The following is a 25592-nucleotide window of genomic DNA, read 5'->3' on the forward strand; positions in this document are numbered from 1 at the left end:
TGGGGCCGCAGCTTCTTGCAGCGTGCATTGTCCCCCAAGGCCTGATCCGGGGATGGCCTGCATAACCCTCGCGAGGCGGTGATAGTGCGGATCGAGGGGCCACAAGGCGTCTTTTGCAGGCAATAGCCGGGCTATTGGCAAGAAAAGTAACGCAGTAGACCGCCCGAGGCCGCGCTATCACAGACCGCAGGGAGTTGTGCAGGCCATCCCAACGGGCACGGGCGGCGCGCGACAATAGGCGCATGAGCATTTCCCGCACCGCGCTTTTGCAGGCCTTTGACAGCCTGCTGCAACCCGACCGCTTCAAGGACTACGGGCCCAACGGGCTGCAGGTCGAAGGCAGGCCAGAGATTGAGCGCATCGTGAGTGGCGTGACCGCCAGCCGCGCGCTGATCGAGGCCGCCATCGCTGCGCGGGCCGACGCGATCTTTGTGCACCACGGCCTGTTCTGGCGCGGGCAGGACGGCCGCGTGACGGGCTGGATGAAGCAGCGCCTGCAGCTGCTGCTAGCGCACGACATCAACCTGTTTGCCTACCACCTGCCGCTTGATGCCCATGCCGAACTGGGCAACAACGCGCAGCTGGGCCGCGTGCTGGGTTTTGTTGCCGACGCCCGTTTTGGCGAGCAGGACCTGGGCTTTGCGGCGCCCGCGGCTTTTGCCAATGGCCAGGCGTTGGCGGACCACGTGGGCGGGTTGCTGGGCCGCGCCGTGACCCTGGTGCAGCCGGAGGAAGGCGGCGCATTGCGGCCGATTCGCCGCGTGGCTTGGTGCACAGGCGGGGCGCAGGGCTATTTCGAATCGGCCATGGCCGCCGGGGCCGATGCGTTCATCACGGGCGAGATTTCAGAGCCCCAGGCGCACCTCGCGCGGGAGATGGGCGTGAGTTTTATCGCCGCGGGGCACCATGCCACCGAGCGCTACGGCGCACCGGCCGTGGCGGCGCACGTGGCGGGGCAGTTGCGCCTGGAGCATGCGTTCATCGAAATCCCCAATCCGGCCTGACCGCAAACTGCCTTGCGTCGTTTTGCTATTAAATTTATAGCTTATGGCGCTTTATCTACAAGCGCTGAGCACTGATTTCCCATTAATTTCACCCCACGCGCCCATGAAAACACTGGCCATCACCCAAGGCGACCCCGCAGGCGTCGGCCCCGAGATCGTGGCCAAGGCATTTCGCGATGCGCCGGAAGATTTGCGGGGCTGCTTCGTGGTGGGCGACATCGCCACGCTGCGCCGCGCTGCACAGGCCATCGCGCGCCCGGGCGTGCCATCGGTGCCGGTGGCGCTGATCGGCGCACCGGCAGAGGCTTTGGCAGTGCCCGACCGCTGCATCCCCGTCCTGGCTTTGCCGGGCATCCCGGGCCCGCAGCCCTGGGGACAGGTCAGCGCCGCCGCAGGGCGCGCGGCCGCAGACTGCGTCGTCTGGGCCGCGCGCGCGGCGCTGAGGGGCGAGGTGGCGGGGCTAGTGACGGCGCCGCTGCACAAGGAGGCTTTGTCTGCGGCGGGCGTCGCCTTTCCTGGCCATACCGAGCTGCTGCAGGCCGAGGCCGCCCAGCACCAGGGCGTGGCGCTGTCGGCGATGCCCGTACGCATGATGCTGGCCAGCGACGAGCTGCGCACGGTGCTGGTCAGCATCCACATGTCGCTGCGCGATGCCATCGCGGCCGTCACGCACGAGAACGTTTTGCAGACGCTGCAGATCACGCACGCCGCGCTGACCCGCAGCCTGGGACGTGCACCGCGCATGGCGGTTGCGGGACTCAACCCGCATGCGGGGGAGGGCGGGCTGTTCGGCCGTGAAGAGATCGAAGTCATCGCCCCGGCGGTCGCGGCGGCCCGCGCTGAGGGCCTCGATGCACAGGGTCCGTTCGCGCCCGACACGGTCTTCATGCGCGCCCGCCATACGCCCGAGCGGCCGGGCGAGTTCGACGTGGTGATCGCGATGTACCACGACCAGGGCCTGATCCCCGTGAAGTACCTGGGCGTGGACAAGGGCGTGAACGTGACGCTGGGTCTGCCCCTGGTGCGCACCAGCCCGGACCACGGCACCGCGTTCGATATCGCAGGTCAGGGCGGGGCCGACGCGGCCAGCCTCATCGAAGCGGTGCGCGTGGCGCGGGCCTTGTGTGCATGAATAGGCGCGGGCGCTTATCCGTAAAGCGCCATCAGCTACAAATAAAGTAGCAACTGGGGCGAATGGGCCCTACCGGGCGCGTTCTACCAAACTGGCGCGCCGCAAACAGTGCCTCCGTGGAGTCGGCTTTGCCGGGGCACTGCAGGCGTCCCCCCTTGGGGCTGAGGCCTGCTGCCCCAAGCCTGCCTGCGCAGGCTCGGACCGGCCGAAGAGGCCGCGCCTGCGGCGCGCACCACCGAGGCGCGTTGCGCCCCAGGGCTTACTTCTTCAAGCTATCCCTGATTTCGCGCAGCAGCACGATGTCCTCAGGCGTCGCTGCAGGCGCCGCAGCCGCAGCCGGGGTGTTGCGCTTGAGCCGGTTGATCTGCTTGATCATCATGAAGATGATGAACGCGAGGATGATGAAATTGACGGCAACGGTCAGGAAGTTGCCGTAGGCCAGCACCGGCACGCCGGCTTTTTTGAGCGCGTCCAGCGTCATCGCCGTGCCCGGTGGGACAGTGCCCAGCACCACAAAAAGATTGGAAAAATCCAGTTTGCCGAACACCAAGCCGACGACCGGCATGATGAGGTCGGACACCACGGAATCCACGATCTTGCTGAACGCGGCGCCGATGATCACCCCTACGGCGAGGTCGATCACATTGCCTTTGACGGCGAACTCTCTGAACTCCTGCATCATTCCCATGGGATCTCCTTGGCTGCCTGGACGGCGATGGGGGAGTATTGCGCAGCACAAGGCGGTGTCAAGGCTGGGGGAGGGGGTTTGAAATAACCATTTTCACTCCGCTACAATTCGCGGTTGACCCCAATGTAGCGATGATCAATCGAGGATCCCCATGAGTGACACTCCAATCGACTCCAGCAAGCGGACGTGGATCATCACGTCAGCATGTGCTGGTGCGGTGGGCGGCGTGGCAACCGCCGTTCCTTTCGTGAGTACGTTCCAGCCCTCCGAGCGTGCCAAAGCCGCCGGTGCTGCTGTCGAGGTGGATATTTCCGCCCTCAAGCCGGGCGAAAAAGTCACGGTGGAATGGCGCGGCAAGCCCGTCTGGATCATCAAGCGCACCCCCGAGCAACTGGCCGAACTGCCCAAGCTCGACGCTCAGCTCGCGGACCCCAAGTCGCAGCGCAATCAAGCCGATCTGACGCCCGAATACGCCCGCAACGAAGCGCGCTCCATCAAGCCCGAGATTTTTGTCGGCGTGGGCATCTGCTCGCACCTGGGCTGCTCGCCTTCCGACAAGTTCCAGCCCGGGGCCCAGCCCTCGCTGCCCGACGACTGGAAGGGCGGTTTTCTGTGCCCTTGCCACGGCTCCACGTTCGACATGGCCGGCCGCGTGTTCAAGAACAAGCCAGCGCCCGACAACCTTGAAGTGCCTCCGCACATGTACCTGTCCGATACCCGCCTCGTCATTGGCGAAGACAAGAAGGCTTGACGGAGAACGACATGGCCCACGAATTCAAAGAAATCTCCCCGAACGCGCCGATCAGCGCGCAGGTCACGAACTGGTTCGAGAACCGGTTCCCCACGGCCTTCGACGCCTACAAGGTGCATATGTCGGAGTACTACGCTCCGAAGAACTTCAACTTCTGGTACATCTTCGGCTCGCTGGCCCTGGTAGTGCTGGTGATCCAGATCGTGACCGGCATCTTCCTGGTCATGCACTACAAGCCGGATGCGGCCAAAGCATTCGAGTCGGTCGAGTACATCATGCGCGATGTGCCATGGGGCTGGCTGATCCGCTACATGCACTCCACGGGCGCATCGGCGTTCTTCGTGGTGGTGTACCTGCACATGTTTCGTGGCCTCATCTACGGCAGCTACCGCAAGCCGCGCGAGCTGGTCTGGGTCTTTGGCTGCGCGATCTTCCTGTGCCTGATGGCCGAGGCCTTCATGGGCTACCTGCTGCCCTGGGGCCAGATGTCGTACTGGGGCGCCCAGGTGATCGTGAACCTGTTCGCCGCCATTCCCTTCATCGGCCCTGACCTAGCGCTGCTGATCCGTGGCGACTACGTGGTGGGCGATGCCACGCTGAACCGCTTCTTCAGCTTCCACGTGATTGCCGTGCCGCTGGTGCTGCTGGGCCTGGTGGTGGCCCACTTGCTGGCGCTGCATGATGTGGGCTCCAACAACCCCGACGGCGTGGAAATCAAGGGCCCGCAGGCGCCCAAGGATGCCAACGGCAAGCCACTGGATGGCGTGCCCTTCCATCCGTACTACACGGTGCATGACATCTTCGCGCTGAGCATGTTCCTGATGGCATTCACGGCCGTGGTGTTCTTCGCGCCTGAGTTTGGTGGCTACTTTCTCGAGTACAACAACTTCATTCCGGCCGATCCGCTCAAGACCCCCGCGCACATTGCTCCGGTCTGGTACTTCACGCCGTTCTACTCAATGCTGCGTGCGATCACCACCGAAATGATGTACGTGCTGGTGCTGTGCGTGGTGGCAGGTGCAGGCTTCGGCATCCTCAAGGCTAAGCTGCCCAGCTTCGTCAAGGCAGGCATTGCAGTGGCAGCTATTGCCGTGATCGCGATGATGCTGTCCATCGACGCCAAGTTCTGGGGCGTGGTGGTGATGGGTGGTGCCGTGATCATCCTGTTCTTCCTGCCCTGGCTGGACTACAGCCCCGTCAAGTCGATCCGCTATCGCCCCGACTGGCACAAGTACCTGTACGGCATTTTCGTGATCATCTTCCTGATCCTGGGCTACCTGGGCGTGCAGCCCCCTTCGGCTATCGGCGAGCGCGTGTCGCAGGTGGGTACGCTGTTCTATTTCGGATTCTTCCTGCTGATGCCCTGGTGGAGCCGCATCGGCAAGACCAAGCCCGTGCCCGACCGCGTGACCTTTGTGGCGCACTGAGCCTGGAGATAACAACAATGAAGAAACTCATCCTCACGCTGATCGCCGCTGTCGGCCTGGCTGCCGGCGCGGCGCACGCTGCTGGCGGCGACACCATTGCCTGGGACAAGGCGCCCAACAAGACCAACGACATGGCTTCGTTGCAAAACGGCGCCAAGGTGTTCGTCAACTACTGCCTGAACTGCCACTCGGCAGCTTTCATGCGCTTCAACCGCCTGCGTGATATCGGCCTGACCGAGCAGCAGATCAAGGACAACCTGCTGTTCACGACCGACAAGGTCGGCGAGACCATGAAGGCCTCGATCGATCCCAAGCAGGCCAAGGAATGGTTTGGCGCCAACCCGCCGGACCTGACCGTGATCGCACGCTCACGTGCGGGCCACGGCGGCACCGGTGCAGACTATCTCTACACCTTCCTGCGCACCTTCTACCGCGACGACACCAAGGCCACGGGCTGGAACAACCTGGCGTTCCCCAGCGTGGGCATGCCCCACGTGCTGTGGCAAATGCAGGGTGACCGCCGCCCCGTGTTTGAAGAGCGCGAAAGCCACGGCCACAAGGTCCAGGTGTTCAAGGGCTGGGAGCAGATGAAGCCTGGCACCATGACCTCGCTGCAGTTCGACCAGACTGTCGGCGACCTGGTGAACTACCTGCAATGGATGGGCGAACCTGCCCAGAACACCCGCGTGCGTGTTGGCGTGTGGGTGTTGATTTTCCTCGGTATCTTCACCGTCATCGCCTGGAGGCTGAACGCAGCCTTCTGGAAGGACGTGAAGTAAGAACGCGAGTTCGGATCCACGTGAAGGCGCCCCTTCGGGGTGCCGCCGGATTCTTTGCAGAGTGGGCGCTTTTGGCGTCCCACTCTTTTGATTTTTAGGAGCCTCCCACCATGATGGTGCTTTATTCGGGTACGACCTGTCCCTTCTCCCACCGCTGCCGTTTTGTCCTGTTCGAAAAGGGCATGGACTTTGAAATCCGCGATGTGGACCTGTACAACAAGCCCGAAGACATCAGCGTGATGAACCCCTACGGCCAGGTGCCCATCCTGGTCGAGCGCGATCTGATCCTGTACGAGTCGAACATCATCAACGAGTACATCGACGAGCGCTTCCCGCATCCGCAGCTGATGCCCGGCGACCCAGTCGACCGCGCCCGCGTCCGCCTGTTCCTGCTCAACTTCGAGAAGGAACTGTTCGTGCACGTGAACATTCTGGAATCGCGCGCGACCAAGGGCAACGAAAAAGCGCTGGAAAAGGCCCGTGCCCACATTCGCGATCGCCTGACGCAACTGGCGCCCGTGTTCCTCAAGAACAAGTACATGCTGGGCGACAACTTCTCGATGCTGGACGTGGCCATTGCGCCGCTGCTCTGGCGTCTGGACTACTACGGCATCGATCTGTCGAAGAACGCTGCACCGCTGCTCAAGTACGCCGAGCGCATCTTCTCGCGCCCTGCGTACATCGAAGCGCTGACGCCTTCCGAGAAGGTCATGCGCAAGTAACTGTCGGTCTGCCTGCACCCTTCCCATCCACCGCTTTACCACCTTCATGACCGCACAGGAATCCACCTCCACGCGTCCCTACCTCATTCGTGCCTTATACGAGTGGTGCACCGACAACGGGCTCACGCCCTATGTCGCCGTGCGCGTGGACGATTCCGTGCAGGTGCCGCGCGAATATGTGAAGGACGGCGAGATCGTGTTGAACATCAGCTTCGACGCCACCAGTGCGCTGCAGCTGGGCAACGATTTCATCGAGTTCAAGGCACGCTTTGGTGGCAAGCCCCGGGAAATCCTGGTGCCGGTGGGGCGGGTGATCGCGATCTACGCGCGGGAAAACGGCCAGGGCATGGCCTTTCCTCCGCCGGTGGATGTGCTGGCAGGTAGCAGCAGCGCGGCAGCGCCTACGGTGCTTGAGCCGGTGGCGGGCATCGAGTCGGCGCCCGCAAGCCGTGCGCCTGCCGCCGCTTCTGAAGACCGGGTCGTTCAGCTGGTTTCTGCCGATGATGGCAAGAAGGATGGCGGCGGTGATGGTGATGCGCCAAGGCCCCCTCCCACATCGGGCGGAGCCCGTCCTTCGCTCAAGCGCGTGAAATAAGCGCTGGTTTTGAATTTTTGGTTGGTTTTTACGGGATAAAATCCAGCCCTCGCCGGTTTAGCTCAGTTGGTAGAGCACCCGCCTTGTAAGCGGTAGGTCGTCAGTTCGATTCCGACAACCGGCACCATTTTTTTCGGCCCTTCCCAAAATTCCCTGTTTCATGCCTGACTGTCAGGTTTGAACTTTCAGGCGAATCACGTTAACCTCCCACCCCCGGCTGCGCAAATGCGCCTGCAACGCAGGCAGCAGCTGGCGGATTTTTGCCGCTGCGGCATTGCTCTTGACCAGCAGGCACCAGGAATCCCCATCGATGGGGCCCGCCTGGATCGCTGGGCGCAAGGTTGCGGGAATCAGCATTTCAATGGCCTTGAGCCGATCACTGGAGTCGCGTGTCAGCGCAGTCAGCCTGGCCAGCGTGGGAGAGTCCGCGCTGGCTTGTTCGAGGCTCACGGCGTAGTGGCGGCGGTTCATGGCGTGCGTCTTCGGGCGTGGAGAATTCGTAGTGCATCTGATTATCACGGACGCCCGGCTGGCACGAAGCCGGGCCATTCATCTGTCCGGCACACGCTTGGTACTTGCTGGGTTGGGACTGTCTCTGTGCCTCATGCTGGTGGCGGCCACGCTGTACCACTGGGTTTTTCTCAAGGGCGCGCGCGAGGGCTGGCCCATCGTGGGCTCGCTGGTGCGTCTGGTCGTCAAGGACGAGTTTGCCGAGCGCGACCGCTTCATGCGCGCCAACCTGGATGCCATGGCGCGCCGCGTCGGCGAGATGCAGGCCCGCATGGTGCAGCTGGAATCGCTGGGCGACCGTGTGCTGGGCCTGGCGGGCATGGCGCCCTCGGACATCCAGAAGTCGGATGCGCGGGGCGGAGCCCTGGTGAGCGCCAGAAACCTGTCGATGGAAGAGCTTGAATCCACGCTCAACGAGCTGGAGCAACTGACCCACCAGCGCGTGGACCTCATGACGGTGCTCGAGTCGCGCCTGTTCGACCAGCACATCCGCAAGAAGATGGTGCCCACCCACGCGCCGGTGAGCGGCCGCGCACCGGGTTCTGCCTTTGGCTGGCGGGTGGACCCGATCACCGGGCAGTCGGCACTGCATACCGGGCTGGATTTCCAGGCCGACACCGGCACGCCCATCCTGGCTGCCGCGGGCGGTGTGGTGGTGACGCAGGAATTCCACCCTGCCTACGGCAACATGATCGAGGTGGACCACGGCAACCAGCTGGTCACGCGCTATGCCCACGCCTCGCGCACGCTGGTCAAACAAGGCGACATCGTCAAACGCGGGCAGAAGATCGCCGAGGTGGGCACAACCGGGCGCTCAACCGGCCCCCATCTGCACTTTGAGGTGCTGGTACAAGGGGTTTTTCAGGACCCGCAGAAGTTCTTGAGCGCTGGCGGCACGACTCCTGGCGCAGCGTCCGGCCCACAGGTCGCCTCGATTCAGCCCCGCGCTCCGCCAGCCCAGCCGGCTGCTCCCACAGCGGGCAGGTAAAATCGCGGGTCCGGCGTTCACGGCGCGGGGTTGCAATGCTTGCAATCCGCGGCGATGAACCCACCTGAACTCAATTCATCTTAGGGATTTCGGTCGCTTGGCGCGCTGGTTGCAGCGGGCAAGCGGTCCTGTTCGCATGGCCACCAACTTCCTCACCAAACTATTCGGCAGCCGCAATGACCGGCTCCTCAAGCAGTACCGCAAGACGGTCTCCCGCATCAATGCGATGGAGCCCGAGTACGAAAAGCTGTCGGACGAGCAGCTCAAGGCCAAGACGCAGGAGTTCAAGGAACGCGTGGCCAAGGGCGAGTCGCTGGACGATCTTTTGCCCGAAGCGTTTGCCGTAGTCCGCGAGGGCTCCAAGCGCATCATGAAGATGCGCCATTTCGACGTGCAGATGCTGGGAGGCATGTCGCTGCACTTCGGCAAGATTTCTGAAATGCGCACTGGCGAGGGCAAGACCCTCACGGCTACGCTGCCGGTGTACCTCAATGCCCTGTCGGGCAAGGGCGTGCACGTGGTGACGGTGAACGACTACCTCGCCAACCGCGATGCGCAGTGGATGGGACGGCTGTACAACTTCCTCGGTCTCACGGTGGGCATCAACCTGCCCAACATGCCACGCGAGCAAAAGCAGGAAGCCTACCGCGCCGACATCACTTACGGCACGAACAACGAATACGGCTTCGACTACCTGCGCGACAACATGGTCTATGAGGCCGCAGACCGCGTGCAGCAGGGCCTGAACTTTGCCATCGTGGACGAGGTGGACTCGATCCTGATCGATGAAGCCCGCACGCCCTTGATCATCAGCGGCCAGGCCGAAGACCACACGGCGATGTACATCGCCATGAACAAGGTGGTACCCCTGCTGGTGCGCCAAGAGGGCGAAGCCGACGCCCGCACCGGCGACGGCGTGACCAAGCCCGGCGACTTCACGCTGGACGAAAAGACCCACCAGGTGTTCCTGACGGAGCAGGGCCATGAAAGCGCCGAGCGCATTCTGGCCAGCCAGGGCCTGATCGCCGAGGGTGCCTCGGTGTACGACCCCGCCAACATCACGCTGATGCACCACCTGTATGCAGCGCTGCGTGCCAACCACCTCTACCACCGCGACCAGCACTACGTGGTGCAGGACGGCGAGATCGTGATCGTGGACGAGTTCACCGGCCGCCTGATGTCGGGCCGCCGCTGGAGCGAAGGCCTGCACCAAGCCGTGGAAGCCAAGGAAGGCGTGAACATCCAGGCCGAGAACCAGACGCTGGCCTCGATCACGTTCCAGAACTACTTCCGCCTGTACAACAAGCTGGCCGGCATGACCGGCACGGCCGATACCGAGGCCTACGAGTTCCAGGAAATCTACGGCCTCGAAACCGTGGTTATCCCGCCCAACCGTCCAAGCAAGCGCGACGATCAGCTCGACCGCGTGTACAAGACCACGCGCGAGAAGTACGAGGCGGCGATCAAGGACATCCGCGAGTGCCACGAACGCGGCCAACCCGTGCTGGTGGGCACGACGTCGATCGAGAACTCCGAAATCATCGACCAGCTGCTGAACAAGGAAGGCCTGCCGCACCAAGTGCTCAACGCCAAGCAGCACGCGCGTGAAGCCGACATCGTGGCCCAGGCCGGCCGCGCCGGCATGATCACCATTGCCACCAACATGGCAGGCCGCGGCACCGACATCGTGCTGGGCGGCAACATCGAAAAAGACGTTGCGGCCATCGAGGGCGACGAGTCTTTGTCTGAAGCTGAGCGCGAGGCCCGCGTGGCCGCGCTGCGCGAGCAGTGGACGGTGGAGCACGAGAAGATCAAGGCCCTGGGCGGCCTGCGCATCATTGCGACCGAACGCCACGAGTCGCGCCGCATCGATAACCAGCTGCGCGGCCGCTCGGGCCGCCAGGGTGACCCCGGCTCGTCGCGCTTTTACCTGAGCCTGGACGACTCGCTGATGCGCATCTTCGCGGGCGACCGCGTCAAGGCGATCATGGACCGCCTGAAGATGCCCGATGGCGAGGCCATCGAGGCCGGCATCGTGACCCGCAGCATCGAGTCGGCCCAGCGCAAGGTGGAAGCCCGCAACTTTGATATTCGCAAGCAGCTGCTCGAATACGACGACGTATCCAACGACCAGCGCAAGGTGATCTACCAGCAGCGCAACGACATCCTGGATGCGACCGACCTGTCCGACGTGATCGCCGCGATGCGCGAAGACTGCATGACCGACCTGGTGCGCCAGTACGTGCCTGCCGAATCGGTGGAAGAGCAGTGGGACCTGCCCACGCTCGAGAAGGTGCTGGCCGACGACTGGCAGGTATCCGTCGCGCTGCAGCAGGCTGTGCAGGGCGCCAGCAGCGTCACCGACGACGAGATCCTCGAGAAGGTGCTGGAGGCTGCCAACGCGTCGTTTGATGCGAAGGTGGAGCAAGTGGGCCGCGAGAACTTCACGCAGTTCGAGCGCATGGTGCTGCTGCAGAGCTTTGACTCCAACTGGCGCGACCACTTGTCCGCGCTGGACTATCTGCGCCAGGGCATTCACCTGCGCGGCTACGCACAAAAGCAGCCCAAGCAAGAGTACAAGCGCGAGGCCTTCGATCTGTTCCGCCAGCTGATCGACCTGGTCAAGAACGAGGTCACCAAGATCCTCATGACCGTGCAGGTGCAGTCGCAGGCGCAGCTCGACCAGGCCGCGCAGGACATGGAAAACCGCGGCGAGAGCATTGCCAACGTGACCTATACGGCGCCCACCGAGACCGGGGACGTGGAAACGACCCTGCAACAGAGCCAAGCCGCCGCGGCGCCGCTGCCAGAAGAGCTGCAAGGCCTTCGCGTGGGCCGCAACGACCCCTGCCCCTGCGGCAGCGGCAAGAAGTACAAGCAGTGCCACGGCAAGCTGGCCTGATGGGCTTGTGGCCCTCAGCGCTGATGGGACTGGATTGACTCACGCAACACGGGCTTCGGCCCGTGTTTTTCATTGGCGCGCCACCGTTTTCCGGATAATTGGCCGCAGTTTTTTTTATCGGACAGAAGTGGGCAACGCAGCCGTCGTTGCCGCCGGTCCGTCGTCATCACCACCGAAAGGCCCGCCCCTATGCCTGTGAATCTTGTTGCCCCCAATGCTGGCGATCTGCACCCGATCGCCGGTGTCCGTATCGGCGTTGCCGAAGCCGGCGTCCGCAAGGCCCACCGCAAGGACCTGACGGTTTTCCTGCTGGATGAAGGTGCCAGCGTGGCCGGCGTGTTTACGCAGAACCGCTTTTGCGCCGCGCCCGTGCAGATCAGCCGCGACCACCTAGCCAGCGGCCAATCGATCCGCGCGATGGTGATCAACACCGGCAACGCCAACGCCGGCACTGGCGCCGATGGACTTGCGCGTGCGCGCGCCACCTGCATCGCCATGGCGCGCCAGCTGAACGTGGCGCCCGAGCAGATCCTGCCGTTCTCGACCGGCGTGATCATGGAGCCTCTGCCCCACGACCGCATCGAAGCCGGGCTGCCCGCAGCCATCGCCGACGCGCAACCCGGCCATTGGGCCCGCGCGGCCGAGGGCATCATGACCACCGACACGCTGCCCAAGGCGTTCTCTGCGCAGGTCCAGATCGGCGGCGCCACCGTGTCCATCACCGGCATCAGCAAGGGTGCCGGCATGATCCGCCCGAACATGGCGACCATGCTCGGCTTCATGGCCACGGATGCCTGCGTGGCCCAGCCCGTGATGCAGCAGCTGGCGCGGGAGCTGGCCGATGGGTCGTTCAACCGCGTGACGATCGACGGCGACACGTCGACCAATGATTCGTTCGTGGTGGTGGCCACCAACAAGGCGGCGCACGCCCCCATCACCGCACTGGACAGCGCCGAGGGCCAGGCCCTCAAGGCGGCCATGCTGGCGGTGTCGCAAAAGCTGGCGCAGGCCATCGTGCGCGATGGCGAAGGCGCCACCAAGTTCATCACCGTGCAGGTAGAGGGCGGCAGGACCGGCAGCGAGTGCCGCCAGGTGGCGTACGCCATTGCCCACTCGCCCTTGGTCAAGACGGCTTTCTATGCCAGCGACCCAAACCTCGGACGCATCCTCGCGGCCGTGGGCTATGCGGGCATCGACGACCTCGACCAGACCGGCATTGACCTGTACCTGGACGATGTGCACGTGGCCCTCCAGGGCGGCCGCAACCCCGCCTACCGCGAAGAAGATGGCCAGCGCGTGATGAAACAAAGCGAGATCACGGTGCGCGTGCTGCTGGGCCGCGGAGAAGCCTCGGACACGGTGTGGACCTGCGACTTCAGCCACGACTACGTGACCATCAATGCAGACTATCGCTCCTGATTTAATAGCTGCTAGCGCTTTCTGAATAAGCGCTAGGTGCCAATATGAATGAAAAATTCGAACATTTGATCACGCGCGCCGAGCAGCTTATCGCCCGGATCGAGTCCGTGCTCCCGCAGCCGCTGGGCGCACCCGACTGGACCGCAGCCATCGCCTGGCGCTACCGCAAGCGCAGCAGCGGCCACGGCACGCTGGAGCCCGTGCGGCACATAGGGGCCCTGCAGCTGTCGGACCTGAAGGAGATCAATCCACAAAAGGAAAAGATCGAGCGCAACACCCAGCAGTTTGTGCAAGGCAAGCCCGCCAACAACGTGCTGCTGACGGGCGCGCGCGGCACCGGCAAGTCCTCGCTGATCAAGGCCTGCCTGAACGCCTATGCGCCCGCGGGCCTGCGCCTGATCGAAGTGGACAAGGCGGACCTTGTCGACCTGCCCGACATCGTGGATGTCGTCTCGGCGCGCCCCGAGAAGTTCATCGTCTTCTGTGACGACCTGAGCTTTGAAGACGGCGAGCCGGGCTACAAGGCGCTCAAGTCGATTCTGGATGGCTCGGTGGCCGCGGCCACGCCCAATGTGCTGATCTATGCCACTAGCAACCGCCGCCACCTGCTGCCCGAGTACATGGCGGAAAACCTCACCTACACCCACACCGAGGACGGCGAAGTGCACCCTGGCGAAGTGGTGGAGGAGAAGATCTCGCTGTCTGAGCGGTTCGGCCTGTGGGTGAGTTTTTATCCGTTCAGCCAGGAGGAGTACCTGACCATCGTTGCGCAGTGGCTCTCGTCGCTGGGCGTGTCTGCCGCGGCGATCACCGCAGCGCGGGCCGAAGCGCTGGTGTGGGCGCTGGAGCGCGGTTCGCGCAGCGGGCGGGTGGCGTACCAGTTTGCGCGCGACTACGCGGGGCGGGCATGACGGGCGGGGCCGTAGCACTGGCGGTGATGGGAGCGGCGAGCGCAGTCGATGCTGTGGGCATGCAGCACACGAGCGGCATTCGTCTGCGCCGCTGCGGGGCTTTCATGCGCCCTCTGCGATCACAGCGAACAGGAGTCACGTTCATGCCATTGCTTGAAGTGTGCGGTGGCAACGGCGCGGCATTGATTGGCCTGCGCAGCGCTGCACGTGCGCTGGGCGGCGGAAAGAGGGCATCATGATGTCCGAGCCACGCAAATACACAGAGGTCGCGGTGGGCATCCTGCTGCGTGCCGACGGCGCCATGCTGTTGTCGACCCGCCCGCCGGGCAAGCCCTATGCGGGCTATTGGGAGTTTCCGGGTGGCAAGCTCGAGGCGGGTGAAACCGTGGAGCAGGCCCTGCGCCGCGAGCTCATCGAGGAGCTCGGCGTGACCATCAGCGCCGCTGCCGTCTGGAAAGTGACCGAACACGATTACCCGCACGCGCTGGTGCGCCTGCACTGGTGCAAGGTGTGGGAATGGTCGGGTGACTTTGAGATGCGCGAGGGCCAGTCGATGGCCTGGCAGCAGATGCCGCTGACCGTGGCGCCCGTGCTGCCTGGGGCCTACCCGGTGCTGGAGTGGCTCGCCGAGGAACGCGGGCTGGCGTTCTCGCGAGGCGTTGAGGTCTGATGCTATTGTTTTAATAGCTATGAGCGCTTATAGAACAAGCGCTAGAGGCTATTTTCACTGAATTTTTTGGGCGGCGGACCTGTGCGGTGTCGCCGTCAGTGTTCCGTACGCGGGTCCCCGTACTGCGCATCGGTCGGTGGCGCTTCTGTCGGCATGCGGAAATCTTCACTGGCCCAGGCGCCCAGGTCGACCTGCTTGCAGCGTTCGCTGCAAAAGGGCCGGTAGGCGTTGGCGGGGCTGTAGAGGCTGTCGCCGCCACAGGTCGGGCAGACCACAATGCGGGTCTGGGCTGGTGTTAATGCCGTGCCGTTGTTGGCACCGGCGCGTGGAGGGGTGGCCATGCTCGTCGTCCTCAAATCACAAAGCGCTGCGCTCACTGCCCAGCGGCGGTCAGGCGCACAGGGTCAGCTCGAAGGCTGCGTCTTCATTGCTCGCATGCAGCCGCGCGTCGTCTTCCAACCGCATAAGGCGCACCGACACAATGAGGCGGTTGCCGCTGATCTCGGGGATCAGGTTCAGAGCCGGGTCGATGCGCAGGCGCAGCAGCTGAAAGGTGCGGCCCTGTGGCAGGTTCTGCTGAAACTGACCGCGCTCGGCAGCGACCTTCTGCGGCACACCGGAATCGCGCAGCAGCTTGAGCAACACATAAATCGATTCGGCCAGGGGCGCCAGCGTGGAGGCCCATTGCTCGAGTGCTTGCTGGCGCACATCCGGGGCATGGTGCTGCCAAGCGTAGTAAGCCGGCAGGTCAAACCCACAGGTACCGCCCGGGATGCCGACGCGGCTGCGAATGCTCATCAGCCAGTCGTTCTCAGTCAGCGAATGTCCGGACTTGCCGGACTGGGTGTTGAGCGCGGTAAAACAACGGTCCAGCTGCGCGATCACGGCATCGAGCGCGGCTTCAGAGATGGACGGGTTGCCGCGGTAGCCATCGAGCTGGTGCTTGTGTTTTTCCAGATCCTTGAGCACATCCGACTTCAGGTCGGCGCGCGCCGCCACGTCCATGATCTCGAAGATCGTGACCAGCGCGAAGTGGTGGTCCAGTGCGTGAGAGCGGGGGATCAGCTCCCCCAGGCGCCGAAAGAGCTGTTCAAGCCGCAGGTAGGTGCGCAGGCGCTCGTTAAAAGGGTATTCGTAAAGGATCACGCTGGCGGGTTCCTGGGGGCTCAGGGAATGTTCTGACGCCGGTGGCGCACGGCAGGGAGTGAAAGCACAAACGGTTTGTCGCGCATCATAGCCCGAACAGTGTGGCCGCCTGCCGCGCCTGGGTGTGCAGGTTCTCCAGCGTGCAGTCCATCTCGTTCGCAATGACCGCATCGGCCGCCGCCCGACGTACCGGCCGGCTGGCTTGTGACGCGATGATTCCCTGAACCACCTCGCGGGCAAGGCCGCTGCGGCGCATGACGCGCGCGATCTGTGTCTCGGCCGAGCAATCCACGACCACCACCGCATCCAACCGCCCCGCCCAGCGGCCCGACTCCACCAGCAGTGGGATATCAAAGACGACCAACCGGTGTCCGTCATCCATCGCTTGCTGGGCCTTGAGGGTGCTGTGCAGCGTGACCAGGGGGTGCACGATGGCCTCCAGCTGGGCCCGCGCCTCCGGCCGGCTGAAGGCGAGGGCGCGCATGCGTGCGCGGTCCAGCGCGCCGGTTTCGCCATCTACAAAATCGCTGCCAAACGCCGCGCGGATCGCCTCCATCGCGGCCCCTTGCGGCCCCGTGACCTCGCGCGCAATCTGGTCCGCGTCGATGAGCGCGGCACCCAACGCCACCCACATGTGGCCCACCGTGCTTTTGCCGCTGCCAATCCCCCCGGTCAATCCCAGGCGCAAGGGGCGTGGTTCACGGTGCGGCATAAATCAAAACCCGAACAGCCTTAGGACGGTGTCCAAGATCGCATTGGGCCCAAACACCATGGCCGTGAAACCGGCACCGACCAAGAATGGCCCAAAGGGCACATAGCCGCCCTCGCGCAGGCTGCTGAAAATCTTCATCCCGATGCCCACGATAGCCCCGATGACCGAAGACATCAGGATGATGGGCACCAGCGCCTGCCAGCCAAACCACGCGCCCAGCGCAGCGAACAGCTTGAAGTCACCATAGCCCATGCCCTCTTTGCCGGTCGCGAGCTTGAAACCCCAGTACACCAGCCAGAGCGAAAGGTAACCCGCCGCGGCGCCGATGACCGAAGCATTCAGCGGCACATTCGTCCACTGCAGAGCCGATGCCAGAAGCCCGGCCCACAGGAGTGGCAAGGTGATGTCGTCCGGCAGCAGGGTGGTATCCCAGTCGATGAACGCAAGCGCAACCAACGCCGCAGAGAAACCACACCATGCAACGCCCGTAGGAGTGAAGCCCCAGCGTTGGATGCAGAAGAAAAACAGGGCGCCGGTGGCTATTTCCACCAACGGATAGCGGACCGAAATCCGCACCTTGCAAGACGAGCACCGGCCGCGCAGGAAGAGGTAGCTCAATACCGGGATGTTTTCGTACCACTGGACCTCGTGCCCACAGGCTGGGCAGCGGGAGCGTGGGACCATGAGGTTGAACTTTGCCAGTTCAGGCGCCGGGTACTGTTGCTGGTTTGTCTCGTCTGAACTTACCGACATTGCCGCGAGCTCTGCAGCCCACTGGTGCTCCATCATCTTTGGGAGTCGGTAGATAACGACGTTAAGAAAACTACCGATCAGGAGCCCGAAGAGTCCACCAAGTCCCGCATTCAACCAGACCTCTAACTCCATTACACGACTTGACCGAGTTTGAAAATGGGTAGGTACATCGAAACCACGATGCCGCCGATCAAGGTACCAAGGAATACGATGATGATGGGCTCCATCAAACTCGACAGACCAGCAACCATTTCATCAACTTCCGCTTCGTAAAAATCAGCAGCTTTCCCTAGCATGTGATCGATCGATCCAGATTCTTCGCCAATCGCACACATTTGCAAAACCATGGACGGGAAAATGTTGGCATTCCCCATGGCGGCTGTCAGGCTGGTGCCTGTGGAAACTTCCTGCTGAATTTTCTCGGTCGCCATGGCATAAAGAGAGTTGCCGGATGCGCCGCCAACTGAGTCCAGAGCTTCAACCAACGGGACGCCTGCAGCAAACATGGTGGAGAGCGTGCGGGTCCATCGAGCTACACAAGATTTCTCAATCAGTGCGCCAAAGATCGGCATCTTTAAAAGAATTCGATCCATAAACATTTGCATCTTTTCGTTTCGCTTCCATGCCTGCATAAAGAAGTAAAAACCACCGCCGATTGCACCGAAGATCAGCCACCACCACTTCACAAAAACCTCGCTGATGCCCATCACAATTAAGGTCGGAGCAGGTAAGTCCGCGCCGAAGGAGGAAAAAACCTCCTTAAATGCAGGAATAACAAAAATCATGATCACGGCAACAACTACAAATGCGACGATTACCACGGAAATCGGATACATTAAGGCCGATCTGATTTTGGACTTGATGGCTTCAGTTTTTTCCATATAGGTGGCGAGCCTGTCAAGCAGCGCCTCTAAAATACCGGCTGCTTCGCCTGCCTCTACCAAATTGCAGTAGAGACTATCAAAATACATCGGATGCTTGCGGAAAGCGGCATTTAGCGAGGTACCCGTCTCCACATCGGTCCGGATATCATTGAGTAGTTTGGTAACGCTCGCGTTAGTATTGCCGCGACCTACGATATCAAATGACTGAAGCAGTGGTACGCCAGCCTTCATCATTGTGGCGAGTTGTCTCGTGAAAAGTGCGATGTCTTTCGGCTTAATCTTCTTTCCCGAGCGCATCCGACGCTTCTTGATCTTGGTCGGGAAAACGCCTTGCCGCCGCAGCGTCGCTTGCACCTGATTCTCCCCAGATGCACGTACTTCCCCCCGTACGATCTTCCCGTGGCGGTCTTTGCCTTCCCACTCGTAGACGAACTCTTTGATATCTCTTGATGCAGCAGTAGCCATGCTCGCCCTCTAGCTATTATTCGTTTGTGACGGCCAGCACTTCTTCTAATGAAGTGAAGCCAAGCCTCGCTTTGTGCAGGCCCGATTGGCGCAGGGAACGCACCCCTTCCGCTTTCGCCTGCTCGGCAATCTCCAGTGCGCTTCCATCGCGCAAGATAATGCGCTGAATTTCTTCGGAGATTGGCATAACCTGGTATATGCCAACCCGGCCTTTATATCCGTTATTGCAGGCGGAGCAACCCACTGGTTGGTAAGTTACCAAATTGCCATCAATATCCTCGTCCTTATAACCCGCTTCTAACAATGATTCATGGGGTATATCTGCCGGCACCTTGCAAATTGGGCACAGCCGACGGGCAAGACGCTGTGCTGTGATGAGGATGACACTCGATGCTATATTAAAAGGAGCAATACCCATGTTACGCATACGCGTTAGCGTAGTTGGTGCGTCATTGGTGTGAAGGGTCGACAAGACCAAATGGCCTGTCTGTGCTGCCTTGATGGAGATGTCCGCTGTTTCGAGATCCCGGATTTCACCCACCATAATAATGTCGGGATCTTGGCGTAAAAAGGATTTCAAAGCGACGGCGAATGTTAGGCCGGCTTTATCGTTAACGTTAACCTGATTGACGCCTGGCAAATTGATTTCCGAGGGGTCTTCTGCAGTGGCGATATTGACACCAGGCTTGTTGAGTAGGTTCAGACATGTGTAGAGCGAAACAGTCTTCCCTGAACCGGTGGGCCCCGTAACCAATATCATTCCGTAAGGACGACTAATCGCTTGGAGAAGGCGTTCTTTTTCCTCGGGCTCATAACCGAGGGCTTCAATGCCCAGTTTTGCACTGCTGGGATCGAGAATACGGATAACGATCTTCTCTCCGAACAAGGTCGGCAATGTGCTGACCCGAAAATCGATTACGCGGTCGGGACCGACCTTCAATTTCATCTTGCCGTCTTGAGGTACTCTCTTCTCGGAAATGTCCAATCGCGAGATCACCTTGATGCGGGAGGCAAGCTTGTCCTTGATCGCGATCGGGGGCGATGCAATCTCACGCAGCTCTCCATCGATGCGGAAACGAACGCGGTACTGATGCTCATAAGGTTCAAAATGCAAATCGGATGCTCGCATATTGAATGCATCGAGCAGCATTTTGTGGAGAAATTTGACAATGGGGGCATCTTCCACATCGCCCGCCCCAGCATCGTTATTATCTGGAGCCTCTTCTACGGGAACATCATCAAACTCAAAGTCTCCACCAGTCGAATTTAATGTTTCGAGTGAATCTCCCGCGGATTTTGAATTTACCTCTACCAATCTGCTAAGTTTATCGTACTCTGCTATTATCCAATCCACGCCCATTTGGGTGGTGAATTTGATTTTTTCCGCTGCTTCTTGGTCGGTCGGGTCTGCGGTCGCAACGATGAGCCGATTATTGCGCTTGCTAAGGACAACAACCCGATAGGCTTGGCATATTTTGCCATCCAAGAGGTCTTTAGGGAGCCTCAAAGGATCGATGGCGTCAAGGTCCAATAAAGGGGCGCCAAAAACTGCAGATACCGTGTGAGCTAAGTCCTTGGCCGACACAGCCCCGGACCCGGTCAGTTCCGCGATGAAACTAGTGCGGCCAATCTGTGACTTTTTGTAAATATCCTCTGCTGACTTTTGAGTCAATTTTCCAGCAGACATCAACGCCCTACCTAGACCGGGAAGGGCGACCGCAGAAGCTTCTTTGGGGGCAGTATCAACAGCGGCCATGTAACCAGGAGGGGTAGGTATGGAAAAGAATCCATCCTATCATCGTCGATTGCATACAGGGTGTACAGCAACCGGTATTGGCGCTCGCGCTACAGATAGCGCAAGCTGATTTGAAGGGTTTAGGGGCAGGTACGCGAGAATTGACCTCTAGCCTCAACATTCCGACCGAAGCGCTCCGCAATGCTAGCCACATTTGGCCTCGCGATTGCATCAACGGCTCGATGCAATTGGCAATTCAGTAACGTCGTGCAAGCAATTGTGCTGCTAAATCCAGCAAGCCAGACGTATATGGATTGGCAGGCAGTTGCTCTGCCGCTGCCATGGCGCGCCGAGCCTCGGCGTGGGCTGCGGCGCGGGTCGCGTCGAGGGCCCCGGTTTCCCGCACGATCTGAACTATCTCTGCCAATTCCTCCGTAGAGCCCTTTTCGATGGCCTCCCTCACGACGCGCGCTTGCGCTTCGGAGCCGCGCTGCATGGCGGCAATCAAGGGCAGGGTCGACTTCCCTTCCCGGAGGTCGTCGCCAAGGTTCTTCCCCATTTCCGTAGCATCGCCGTCGTAGTCGAGTACGTCGTCAATGATCTGGAAGGCGGTTCCAAGGGCTTGGCCATAGTTTGCACACGCATCTTCAATGGCTGGGGAGCTTTGAGCCAGGACGGCGCCTAAGCGGGCGCTTGCCTCGAAGAGTTTTGCGGTCTTGGATCGGATGACGCGCAAATACCCGGCTTCGTCCAGCGAGGCATCGTGCATGTTCATCAACTGCAAAACTTCGCCCTCTGCAATCACATTCGTCGCTTCGGAGAGAATCTCCATAATGCGCATGCTGCCCGCTTCGACCATCATCTGGAACGACCGGGTGTGCAGGAAATCGCCGACCAGCACACTGGCCGGATTGCCGAAGGTTTCATTGGCGGTGGGCCGCCCGCGCCGCAGGGTCGACGCGTCAACGACGTCGTCGTGCAGCAGAGTCGCAGTGTGGATCAACTCCACCACCGCTGCGAGGCTATGGCGGTGCTTGCCGCGATAGCCCAACGCCCCGCACACCATCAGCAGCAAAGCCGGACGCAGCCGCTTGCCGCCCGCAGCAATGATGTATTGAGAAATTTGGGCCACCAGCGGCACGCTGGACGTCAAGCGGTCGCTGATGACCTTGTCGACATCATGCATGTCTTGTGCAACGAGCAAGAGAGGGGATGCTGCAGGGGCGGTGTTGTCAGTCAAGATGATGGCCACAGAAAGTGCCCGGATTATAGGAAGCACAGCACGGCGATCTGCTGCGGCGAAGCCTATGGAATGTCGGGTCCGCGCAGGGCTGGCGCTTTTTGGTGCAGTGCGCTATACTCGCGGGCTCTGCGGAAATTCGTCTGCAGAACTCATATCAAGAGGTCATCATGTACGCGGTCATAAAAACCGGCGGCAAGCAGTATCGCGTTGCTTCCGGCGAAAAAATTAAAGTAGAACAGATTGCTGCGGACGTAGGCCAGGAGATCGTGATCGACCAAGTTTTGGCTGTCGGCAACGGCGCTGAACTCAAGGTTGGCACACCCCTGGTGTCCGGCGCAACCGTGACAGCCACCGTTGTGGCACACGGCAAGCACGACAAGGTTCGCATCTTCAAGATGCGCCGTCGTAAGCACTATCAGAAGCGCCAAGGCCATCGCCAGCAGTTCACTGAACTGCAAATCGGTGCGATTGCTGGTTAATCCAAGGAGCTAAGTCATGGCACAGAAAAAAGGCGGCGGCTCTACGCGAAACGGGCGTGATTCCAAGCCAAAGATGCTGGGTGTCAAGGCCTACGGGGGTGAACTGATCAGCGCTGGCTCGATCATCGTGCGTCAGCGTGGCACGCGTTTCCACCCCGGCAGCAATGTTGGCGTGGGCAAGGACCACACGTTGTTTGCTCTGGTCGATGGCCACGTGGCGTTTGGCGTCAAGGGCGCAATGTCCAAGTCAACGGTCAGCGTGACTCCTGCCTGAGGTTTTCCTCCGGCAACCATCGAAGCCCCGCCTGGTCGGGGCTTTGTTATTTGGTCTGTACGATAGCGGCGCGCCGCTGGGTGCGCAGGCCGCACTCGAATGGGGTTCTTTGCCGCTTTGCAAAAGCGGCAGCCAATGGGTTCCGCTGGCGCCACCCCCTTCTGTAAACTGGATATCCCATGAAGTTCGTCGACGAAGCCTTTATTGACATTGCTGCCGGTGATGGCGGCAATGGCTGCGTGTCCTTCCGGCACGAGAAATACAAGGAATTCGGCGGCCCAAATGGCGGCGACGGCGGCCGCGGTGGCCACGTGTTTGCAGTGGCGGACCCCAACCTCAACACGCTGGTGGATTTTCGTTACTCGCGCCGCCATGAGGCCAAGCGTGGCGAGCACGGCATGGGCTCCGACATGTTCGGCGCGGCCGGCGCGGACATCACGTTGAAAATGCCCGTGGGCACCATCATTACCGACGCTGAAACCGGCGAGGTGTTGTACGAACTTCTCACCCCCGGCGAGGTGATCACGATTGCCAAGGGCGGGGACGGCGGCTTCGGCAACATGCGCTTCAAGAGCGCCATCAACCGCGCACCGCGGCAAAAGACGCCCGGCTGGCCTGGCGACAAGAAAAATCTGAAGCTTGAGTTGAAGGTGTTGGCCGACGTCGGCCTGCTAGGCATGCCCAATGCGGGCAAATCGACCTTCATCACAGCCGTGTCGAACGCGCGCCCCAAAATTGCCGACTATCCGTTCACCACGCTGCACCCCAACCTGGGCGTCGTGCGCGTGGGCCCGGAGCAGAGCTTTGTCGTGGCCGACATTCCCGGGCTGATTGAAGGTGCGTCCGAGGGCGCAGGCCTGGGGCACCAATTCCTGCGCCACCTGCAGCGCACCCGCCTCTTGCTGCACATTGTGGATCTGGCGCCTTTCGACGATGCGGTCGACCCGGTTGCGCAGGCCAAGGCCATCGTGAACGAGCTGAAAAAGTACGACCAGAAGCTCTACAGCAAGCCGCGCTGGCTGGTGTTGAACAAGCTCGACATGGTCCCGCTCGAAGAGCGCGAGGCGCGCGTCAAGGATTTCGTCAAGCGCTTCAAGTGGAAAGGGCCTGTCTTCGAGATTTCGGCCCTCACCCGCGAAGGCTGCGAGCCGCTGATCCACGCAATCTTCCGCCACGTGCAGTCTGAGCAGCGCATAGAAAACGAACCGGTGGAGATTGATCCACGGTTTGCGGGCGATGCACCTGCCTGATGGGCATCTAGCAGGCGCTTAGTCTGATCGCTATAAATTTAATAGCTACCAGCGCTTTATAGATAAGCGCTAGGGCCTAAATAGACTCCAAAAAATGGTTTCCAGCGTATTGCGTGATGCCCGCCGCATCGTGGTCAAGGTGGGTTCGAGCCTCGTGACCAACGAAGGCCGCGGCCTGGATGAAGCGGCGATTGGCGAGTGGAGCCGCCAGCTCGCTGCCCTTGTGCGCGGTGACGGCGGCGCTCCGCGTGAAGTCATCATGGTCTCCAGCGGCGCGATTGCCGAGGGCATGAAGCGCCTGGGCTGGACCACACGGCCACACGAGATCCACGAATTGCAGGCCGCGGCTGCGGTGGGGCAGATGGGGCTGGCCCAGATGTACGAGACCAAGCTGCGCGAGCAGGGCATGGGCAGCGCCCAGGTGCTGCTCACCCACGCCGACCTGGCCGACCGCGAGCGCTACCTCAATGCGCGCTCCACCCTGCTGACGCTGCTGCGCCTGGGCGTGGTGCCCGTCATCAACGAGAACGACACGGTCGTCAACGACGAAATCAAGTTTGGCGACAACGACACCCTGGGTGCCCTGGTGGCAAATCTCGTCGAAGCCGACGCACTAATCATTCTCACTGACCAAAAGGGTCTGTACACCGCTGACCCGCGCCGCGACCCAGCTGCGCAATTCGTGCACGAAGCCAAAGCGGGCGACCCGGCGCTGGAGGCCATGGCCGGGGGCGCTGGCTCCAGCATTGGCAAGGGCGGCATGATCACCAAGATCCTGGCAGCCAAGCGGGCTGCGGGTTCGGGGGCCTCCACCGTGATCGCCTGGGGCCGGGAGCCTGATGTGCTGGTCCGTCTGGTGGGTGGCGAGGCATTGGGGACATTGCTCGTCGCACAGACGCAGAAGAAGCAGGCCCGCAAGCAATGGATGGCCGACCACTTGCAAATGCGCGGCGCCGTGGTGGTCGATGCGGGGGCTGCTGCCAAGGTGCGCGACGAAGGCAAGAGCCTGTTGCCGATTGGCATGGTGTCGGTGGAAGGCCATTTTTCGCGCGGCGATGTGATCGCGGTGCGCGATGCGGCCGGGGTGGAGATCGCCCGCGGCCTTGCCAACTATGCCGCCGCCGAAGCGCGCCTGTTGTGCCGAAAGCCATCGACCGAATTCGAAAAACTGCTCGGTTATGTGGCCGAAGCGGAAATGGTGCACCGGGACAACCTGGTGCTGGCGGCCCCCCAGGGCAGCCGCTGATTCATTGGCGGCCCGACGGGCCGGCCCGCAGCGGGAGGTGCTCAATAAGCTGCCGCCCCACGGAGTCACCAACAAAAATGCCTGCACATGGATGCAGGCATTTTTGTTTTGACGCTGGCCGCCAGCACATTCGCCAACGGGTCAGCTACTGCGCGGGCAGTCAACCACCGGGCACCACCGTCACAGGGCTCGGCGGCAAATCGTCCAATTCTGCAGGCATGCTGTTCTGCGGATCCGGGTCAAAGCTGGCGCCAGGCGGCAACTCCATCCCGGGGTTGAGCAGCATCGAACCTGTGCGGTACATCGCGCCGGCGTGCTCGCCTTCGCGTGTACGCATGCCACTGCGCAAATAGCGGTTGCGCTGTTCATGCCGCGGCAGGTAGCGGGCCAGTTCGGTCAGCGCCATTTCATAGACGCCCCGCTTGAATTCCACCACCACGTCGAGTGGCACCCAATAGTCATTCCAACGCCAGGCGTCAAACTCCGGATGGTTGGTGGCACGCAGGTTCAAGTCCCAGTCGTGGCCCACCAGTTGAAGCAGGTACCAGATTTGTTTCTGCCCTTTGTAGTGTCCCCGCGCATCGCGGCGGATGTACCGGTCAGGCACCTCGTAGCGCAACCAGTCCCGGGTGCGGGCCACCACGCGCACGTGGTTGGGCAATAATCCCACTTCTTCATGCAGCTCGCGGAACATGGCTTGCTCGGGGGTTTCGCCCCGGTCAATGCCGCCTTGCGGGAACTGCCAGCTGTGGGTGCGTATGCGCTTGCCCCAGAACACCTGGTTTTTCTGGTTGAGCAGGATGATGCCGACGTTCGGCCGAAAGCCGTCCCGGTCAAGCATAATCAAACCCCAATTTTTAAACTGTGTCCATTATGCACGGCGCTTTGCGTGCGGCAAGTGGGCTGC

The 25592-nt window shown here is 61.5% G+C and carries 26 protein-coding genes and 1 tRNA gene; 17 read left to right on the forward strand and 10 right to left on the reverse strand.

Translation table 11 applies throughout. The features are described 5' to 3' along the window. Window positions 1-242: 242 nt before the first annotated feature. Together ACSQ3Q_RS05120 and pdxA are read left to right on the forward strand one after the other, a co-directional pair. Complete coding sequence (locus ACSQ3Q_RS05120) at window positions 243-1004, forward strand: Nif3-like dinuclear metal center hexameric protein (protein ID WP_436133331.1); 762 nt, start codon at window positions 243-245, stop codon at window positions 1002-1004. Window positions 1005-1107: 103 nt separating this feature from the next. After that, window positions 1108-2136, forward strand: a complete 1029-nt coding sequence (gene pdxA / locus ACSQ3Q_RS05125) for a 4-hydroxythreonine-4-phosphate dehydrogenase PdxA (protein WP_436133332.1) — start codon at window positions 1108-1110, stop codon at window positions 2134-2136. A 259-nt stretch (window positions 2137-2395) separates the two neighbouring features. On the opposite strand, the gene mscL is transcribed toward pdxA, so the two are convergent. After that, entirely contained in the window at window positions 2396-2824 is a 429-nt protein-coding gene (gene mscL, locus ACSQ3Q_RS05130; RefSeq protein ID WP_436133333.1) for a large conductance mechanosensitive channel protein MscL, read from the reverse strand. Window positions 2825-2975: 151 nt separating this feature from the next. On the opposite strand from mscL, the gene petA reads away from it, so the two are divergent. The 6 genes from petA (at window position 2976) to ACSQ3Q_RS05160 (ending at window position 7225) form a co-directional block, all read left to right on the forward strand. After that, window positions 2976-3575: a ubiquinol-cytochrome c reductase iron-sulfur subunit gene (gene petA / locus ACSQ3Q_RS05135; RefSeq protein WP_436133334.1), complete on the forward strand. Its 600-nt coding sequence runs from the start codon at window positions 2976-2978 to the stop codon at window positions 3573-3575. A gap of 11 nt (window positions 3576-3586) precedes the next feature. Continuing rightward, window positions 3587-5002: a cytochrome b gene (locus ACSQ3Q_RS05140; RefSeq protein ID WP_436133335.1), complete on the forward strand. Its 1416-nt coding sequence runs from the start codon at window positions 3587-3589 to the stop codon at window positions 5000-5002. Window positions 5003-5019: 17 nt separating this feature from the next. Next, the gene (locus ACSQ3Q_RS05145) at window positions 5020-5781 is read left to right on the forward strand and encodes a cytochrome c1 (protein WP_436133336.1); all 762 of its coding nucleotides are present in this window, start codon (window positions 5020-5022) and stop codon (window positions 5779-5781) included. A 110-nt stretch (window positions 5782-5891) separates the two neighbouring features. Further along, window positions 5892-6503 carry a glutathione S-transferase N-terminal domain-containing protein gene (locus tag ACSQ3Q_RS05150; protein ID WP_007854512.1) on the forward strand — a complete coding sequence of 204 codons (612 nt, stop codon included), beginning with the start codon at window positions 5892-5894 and terminating at the stop codon, window positions 6501-6503. A 46-nt stretch (window positions 6504-6549) separates the two neighbouring features. After that, window positions 6550-7098 carry a ClpXP protease specificity-enhancing factor gene (locus ACSQ3Q_RS05155; protein ID WP_436133337.1) on the forward strand — a complete coding sequence of 183 codons (549 nt, stop codon included), beginning with the start codon at window positions 6550-6552 and terminating at the stop codon, window positions 7096-7098. A gap of 51 nt (window positions 7099-7149) precedes the next feature. Continuing rightward, window positions 7150-7225: transfer RNA gene (locus tag ACSQ3Q_RS05160), tRNA-Thr, on the forward strand. A 44-nt stretch (window positions 7226-7269) separates the two neighbouring features. Here the strand turns inward: ACSQ3Q_RS05160 and ACSQ3Q_RS05165 are convergent. Beyond that, window positions 7270-7569, reverse strand: coding sequence for a hypothetical protein (locus tag ACSQ3Q_RS05165; RefSeq protein WP_436133338.1), 300 nt, complete (start codon window positions 7567-7569; stop codon window positions 7270-7272). On the opposite strand from ACSQ3Q_RS05165, the gene ACSQ3Q_RS05170 reads away from it, so the two are divergent. The 5 genes from ACSQ3Q_RS05170 to ACSQ3Q_RS05190 all read left to right on the forward strand — a co-directional run bounded on the left by ACSQ3Q_RS05170 (window position 7568) and on the right by ACSQ3Q_RS05190 (window position 14498). Further along, window positions 7568-8596 (forward strand): M23 family metallopeptidase, encoded by a 1029-nt coding sequence (locus ACSQ3Q_RS05170; protein ID WP_436133339.1) that lies wholly within the window; start codon window positions 7568-7570, stop codon window positions 8594-8596. The genes ACSQ3Q_RS05165 and ACSQ3Q_RS05170 overlap by 2 nt on opposite strands. Before the next feature lie 136 nt (window positions 8597-8732). Then, window positions 8733-11498: a preprotein translocase subunit SecA gene (secA, locus tag ACSQ3Q_RS05175; protein WP_436133340.1), complete on the forward strand. Its 2766-nt coding sequence runs from the start codon at window positions 8733-8735 to the stop codon at window positions 11496-11498. Window positions 11499-11687: 189 nt separating this feature from the next. Next, on the forward strand, window positions 11688-12917 hold the full coding sequence (argJ, locus tag ACSQ3Q_RS05180) for a bifunctional glutamate N-acetyltransferase/amino-acid acetyltransferase ArgJ (RefSeq protein WP_436133341.1): 1230 nt from the start codon (window positions 11688-11690) through the stop codon (window positions 12915-12917). A 44-nt stretch (window positions 12918-12961) separates the two neighbouring features. Continuing rightward, window positions 12962-13828 (forward strand): ATP-binding protein, encoded by an 867-nt coding sequence (locus ACSQ3Q_RS05185; RefSeq protein WP_436133342.1) that lies wholly within the window; start codon window positions 12962-12964, stop codon window positions 13826-13828. A gap of 238 nt (window positions 13829-14066) precedes the next feature. Continuing rightward, on the forward strand, window positions 14067-14498 hold the full coding sequence (locus tag ACSQ3Q_RS05190) for an NUDIX domain-containing protein (protein ID WP_436133343.1): 432 nt from the start codon (window positions 14067-14069) through the stop codon (window positions 14496-14498). A 95-nt stretch (window positions 14499-14593) separates the two neighbouring features. Here ACSQ3Q_RS05190 and ACSQ3Q_RS05195 read toward each other — a convergent pair whose 3' ends face one another. The 7 genes from ACSQ3Q_RS05195 to ACSQ3Q_RS05225 all read right to left on the reverse strand — a co-directional run bounded on the left by ACSQ3Q_RS05195 (window position 14594) and on the right by ACSQ3Q_RS05225 (window position 21379). Next, window positions 14594-14839 carry a DNA gyrase inhibitor YacG gene (locus ACSQ3Q_RS05195; RefSeq protein ID WP_436133344.1) on the reverse strand — a complete coding sequence of 82 codons (246 nt, stop codon included), beginning with the start codon at window positions 14837-14839 and terminating at the stop codon, window positions 14594-14596. A gap of 49 nt (window positions 14840-14888) precedes the next feature. Next, window positions 14889-15644, reverse strand: coding sequence for a cell division protein ZapD (gene zapD / locus ACSQ3Q_RS05200; RefSeq protein WP_436133345.1), 756 nt, complete (start codon window positions 15642-15644; stop codon window positions 14889-14891). 85 nt (window positions 15645-15729) lie between these two features. Next, entirely contained in the window at window positions 15730-16356 is a 627-nt protein-coding gene (gene coaE, locus ACSQ3Q_RS05205) for a dephospho-CoA kinase (RefSeq protein WP_436133346.1), read from the reverse strand. Between the two features lie 3 nt (window positions 16357-16359). Beyond that, window positions 16360-17241, reverse strand: a complete 882-nt coding sequence (locus ACSQ3Q_RS05210) for a prepilin peptidase (protein WP_436133347.1) — start codon at window positions 17239-17241, stop codon at window positions 16360-16362. Beyond that, window positions 17241-18458 (reverse strand): type II secretion system F family protein, encoded by a 1218-nt coding sequence (locus ACSQ3Q_RS05215; protein ID WP_436133348.1) that lies wholly within the window; start codon window positions 18456-18458, stop codon window positions 17241-17243. The genes ACSQ3Q_RS05210 and ACSQ3Q_RS05215 overlap by 1 nt, the downstream gene beginning before the upstream one ends. Window positions 18459-18474: 16 nt before the next feature. Beyond that, a complete protein-coding gene (gene pilB, locus ACSQ3Q_RS05220) occupies window positions 18475-20214 on the reverse strand; it encodes a type IV-A pilus assembly ATPase PilB (RefSeq protein ID WP_436133349.1) in 1740 nt (579 codons plus the stop codon). Window positions 20215-20449: 235 nt separating this feature from the next. Beyond that, a complete protein-coding gene (locus ACSQ3Q_RS05225; protein WP_436136942.1) occupies window positions 20450-21379 on the reverse strand; it encodes a polyprenyl synthetase family protein in 930 nt (309 codons plus the stop codon). 224 nt (window positions 21380-21603) lie between these two features. On the opposite strand from ACSQ3Q_RS05225, the gene rplU reads away from it, so the two are divergent. From rplU to proB, 4 genes are all read left to right on the forward strand, one after another. Further along, the gene (gene rplU, locus ACSQ3Q_RS05230; protein ID WP_436133350.1) at window positions 21604-21915 is read left to right on the forward strand and encodes a 50S ribosomal protein L21; all 312 of its coding nucleotides are present in this window, start codon (window positions 21604-21606) and stop codon (window positions 21913-21915) included. A gap of 16 nt (window positions 21916-21931) precedes the next feature. Beyond that, window positions 21932-22189, forward strand: a complete 258-nt coding sequence (rpmA, locus tag ACSQ3Q_RS05235) for a 50S ribosomal protein L27 (protein ID WP_436133351.1) — start codon at window positions 21932-21934, stop codon at window positions 22187-22189. A gap of 179 nt (window positions 22190-22368) precedes the next feature. Then, on the forward strand, window positions 22369-23439 hold the full coding sequence (gene cgtA / locus ACSQ3Q_RS05240; protein WP_436133352.1) for an Obg family GTPase CgtA: 1071 nt from the start codon (window positions 22369-22371) through the stop codon (window positions 23437-23439). Between the two features lie 94 nt (window positions 23440-23533). Continuing rightward, window positions 23534-24685, forward strand: a complete 1152-nt coding sequence (proB, locus tag ACSQ3Q_RS05245; RefSeq protein ID WP_436133353.1) for a glutamate 5-kinase — start codon at window positions 23534-23536, stop codon at window positions 24683-24685. A gap of 160 nt (window positions 24686-24845) precedes the next feature. On the opposite strand, the gene ACSQ3Q_RS05250 is transcribed toward proB, so the two are convergent. Then, window positions 24846-25526 (reverse strand): RNA pyrophosphohydrolase, encoded by a 681-nt coding sequence (locus ACSQ3Q_RS05250; RefSeq protein WP_436133354.1) that lies wholly within the window; start codon window positions 25524-25526, stop codon window positions 24846-24848. Between the last annotated feature and the right edge of the window lie 66 nt (window positions 25527-25592).

The organism is Acidovorax sp. LjRoot129, assembly GCF_964253765.1.
GTDB lineage: Bacteria > Pseudomonadota > Gammaproteobacteria > Burkholderiales > Burkholderiaceae_C > Acidovorax.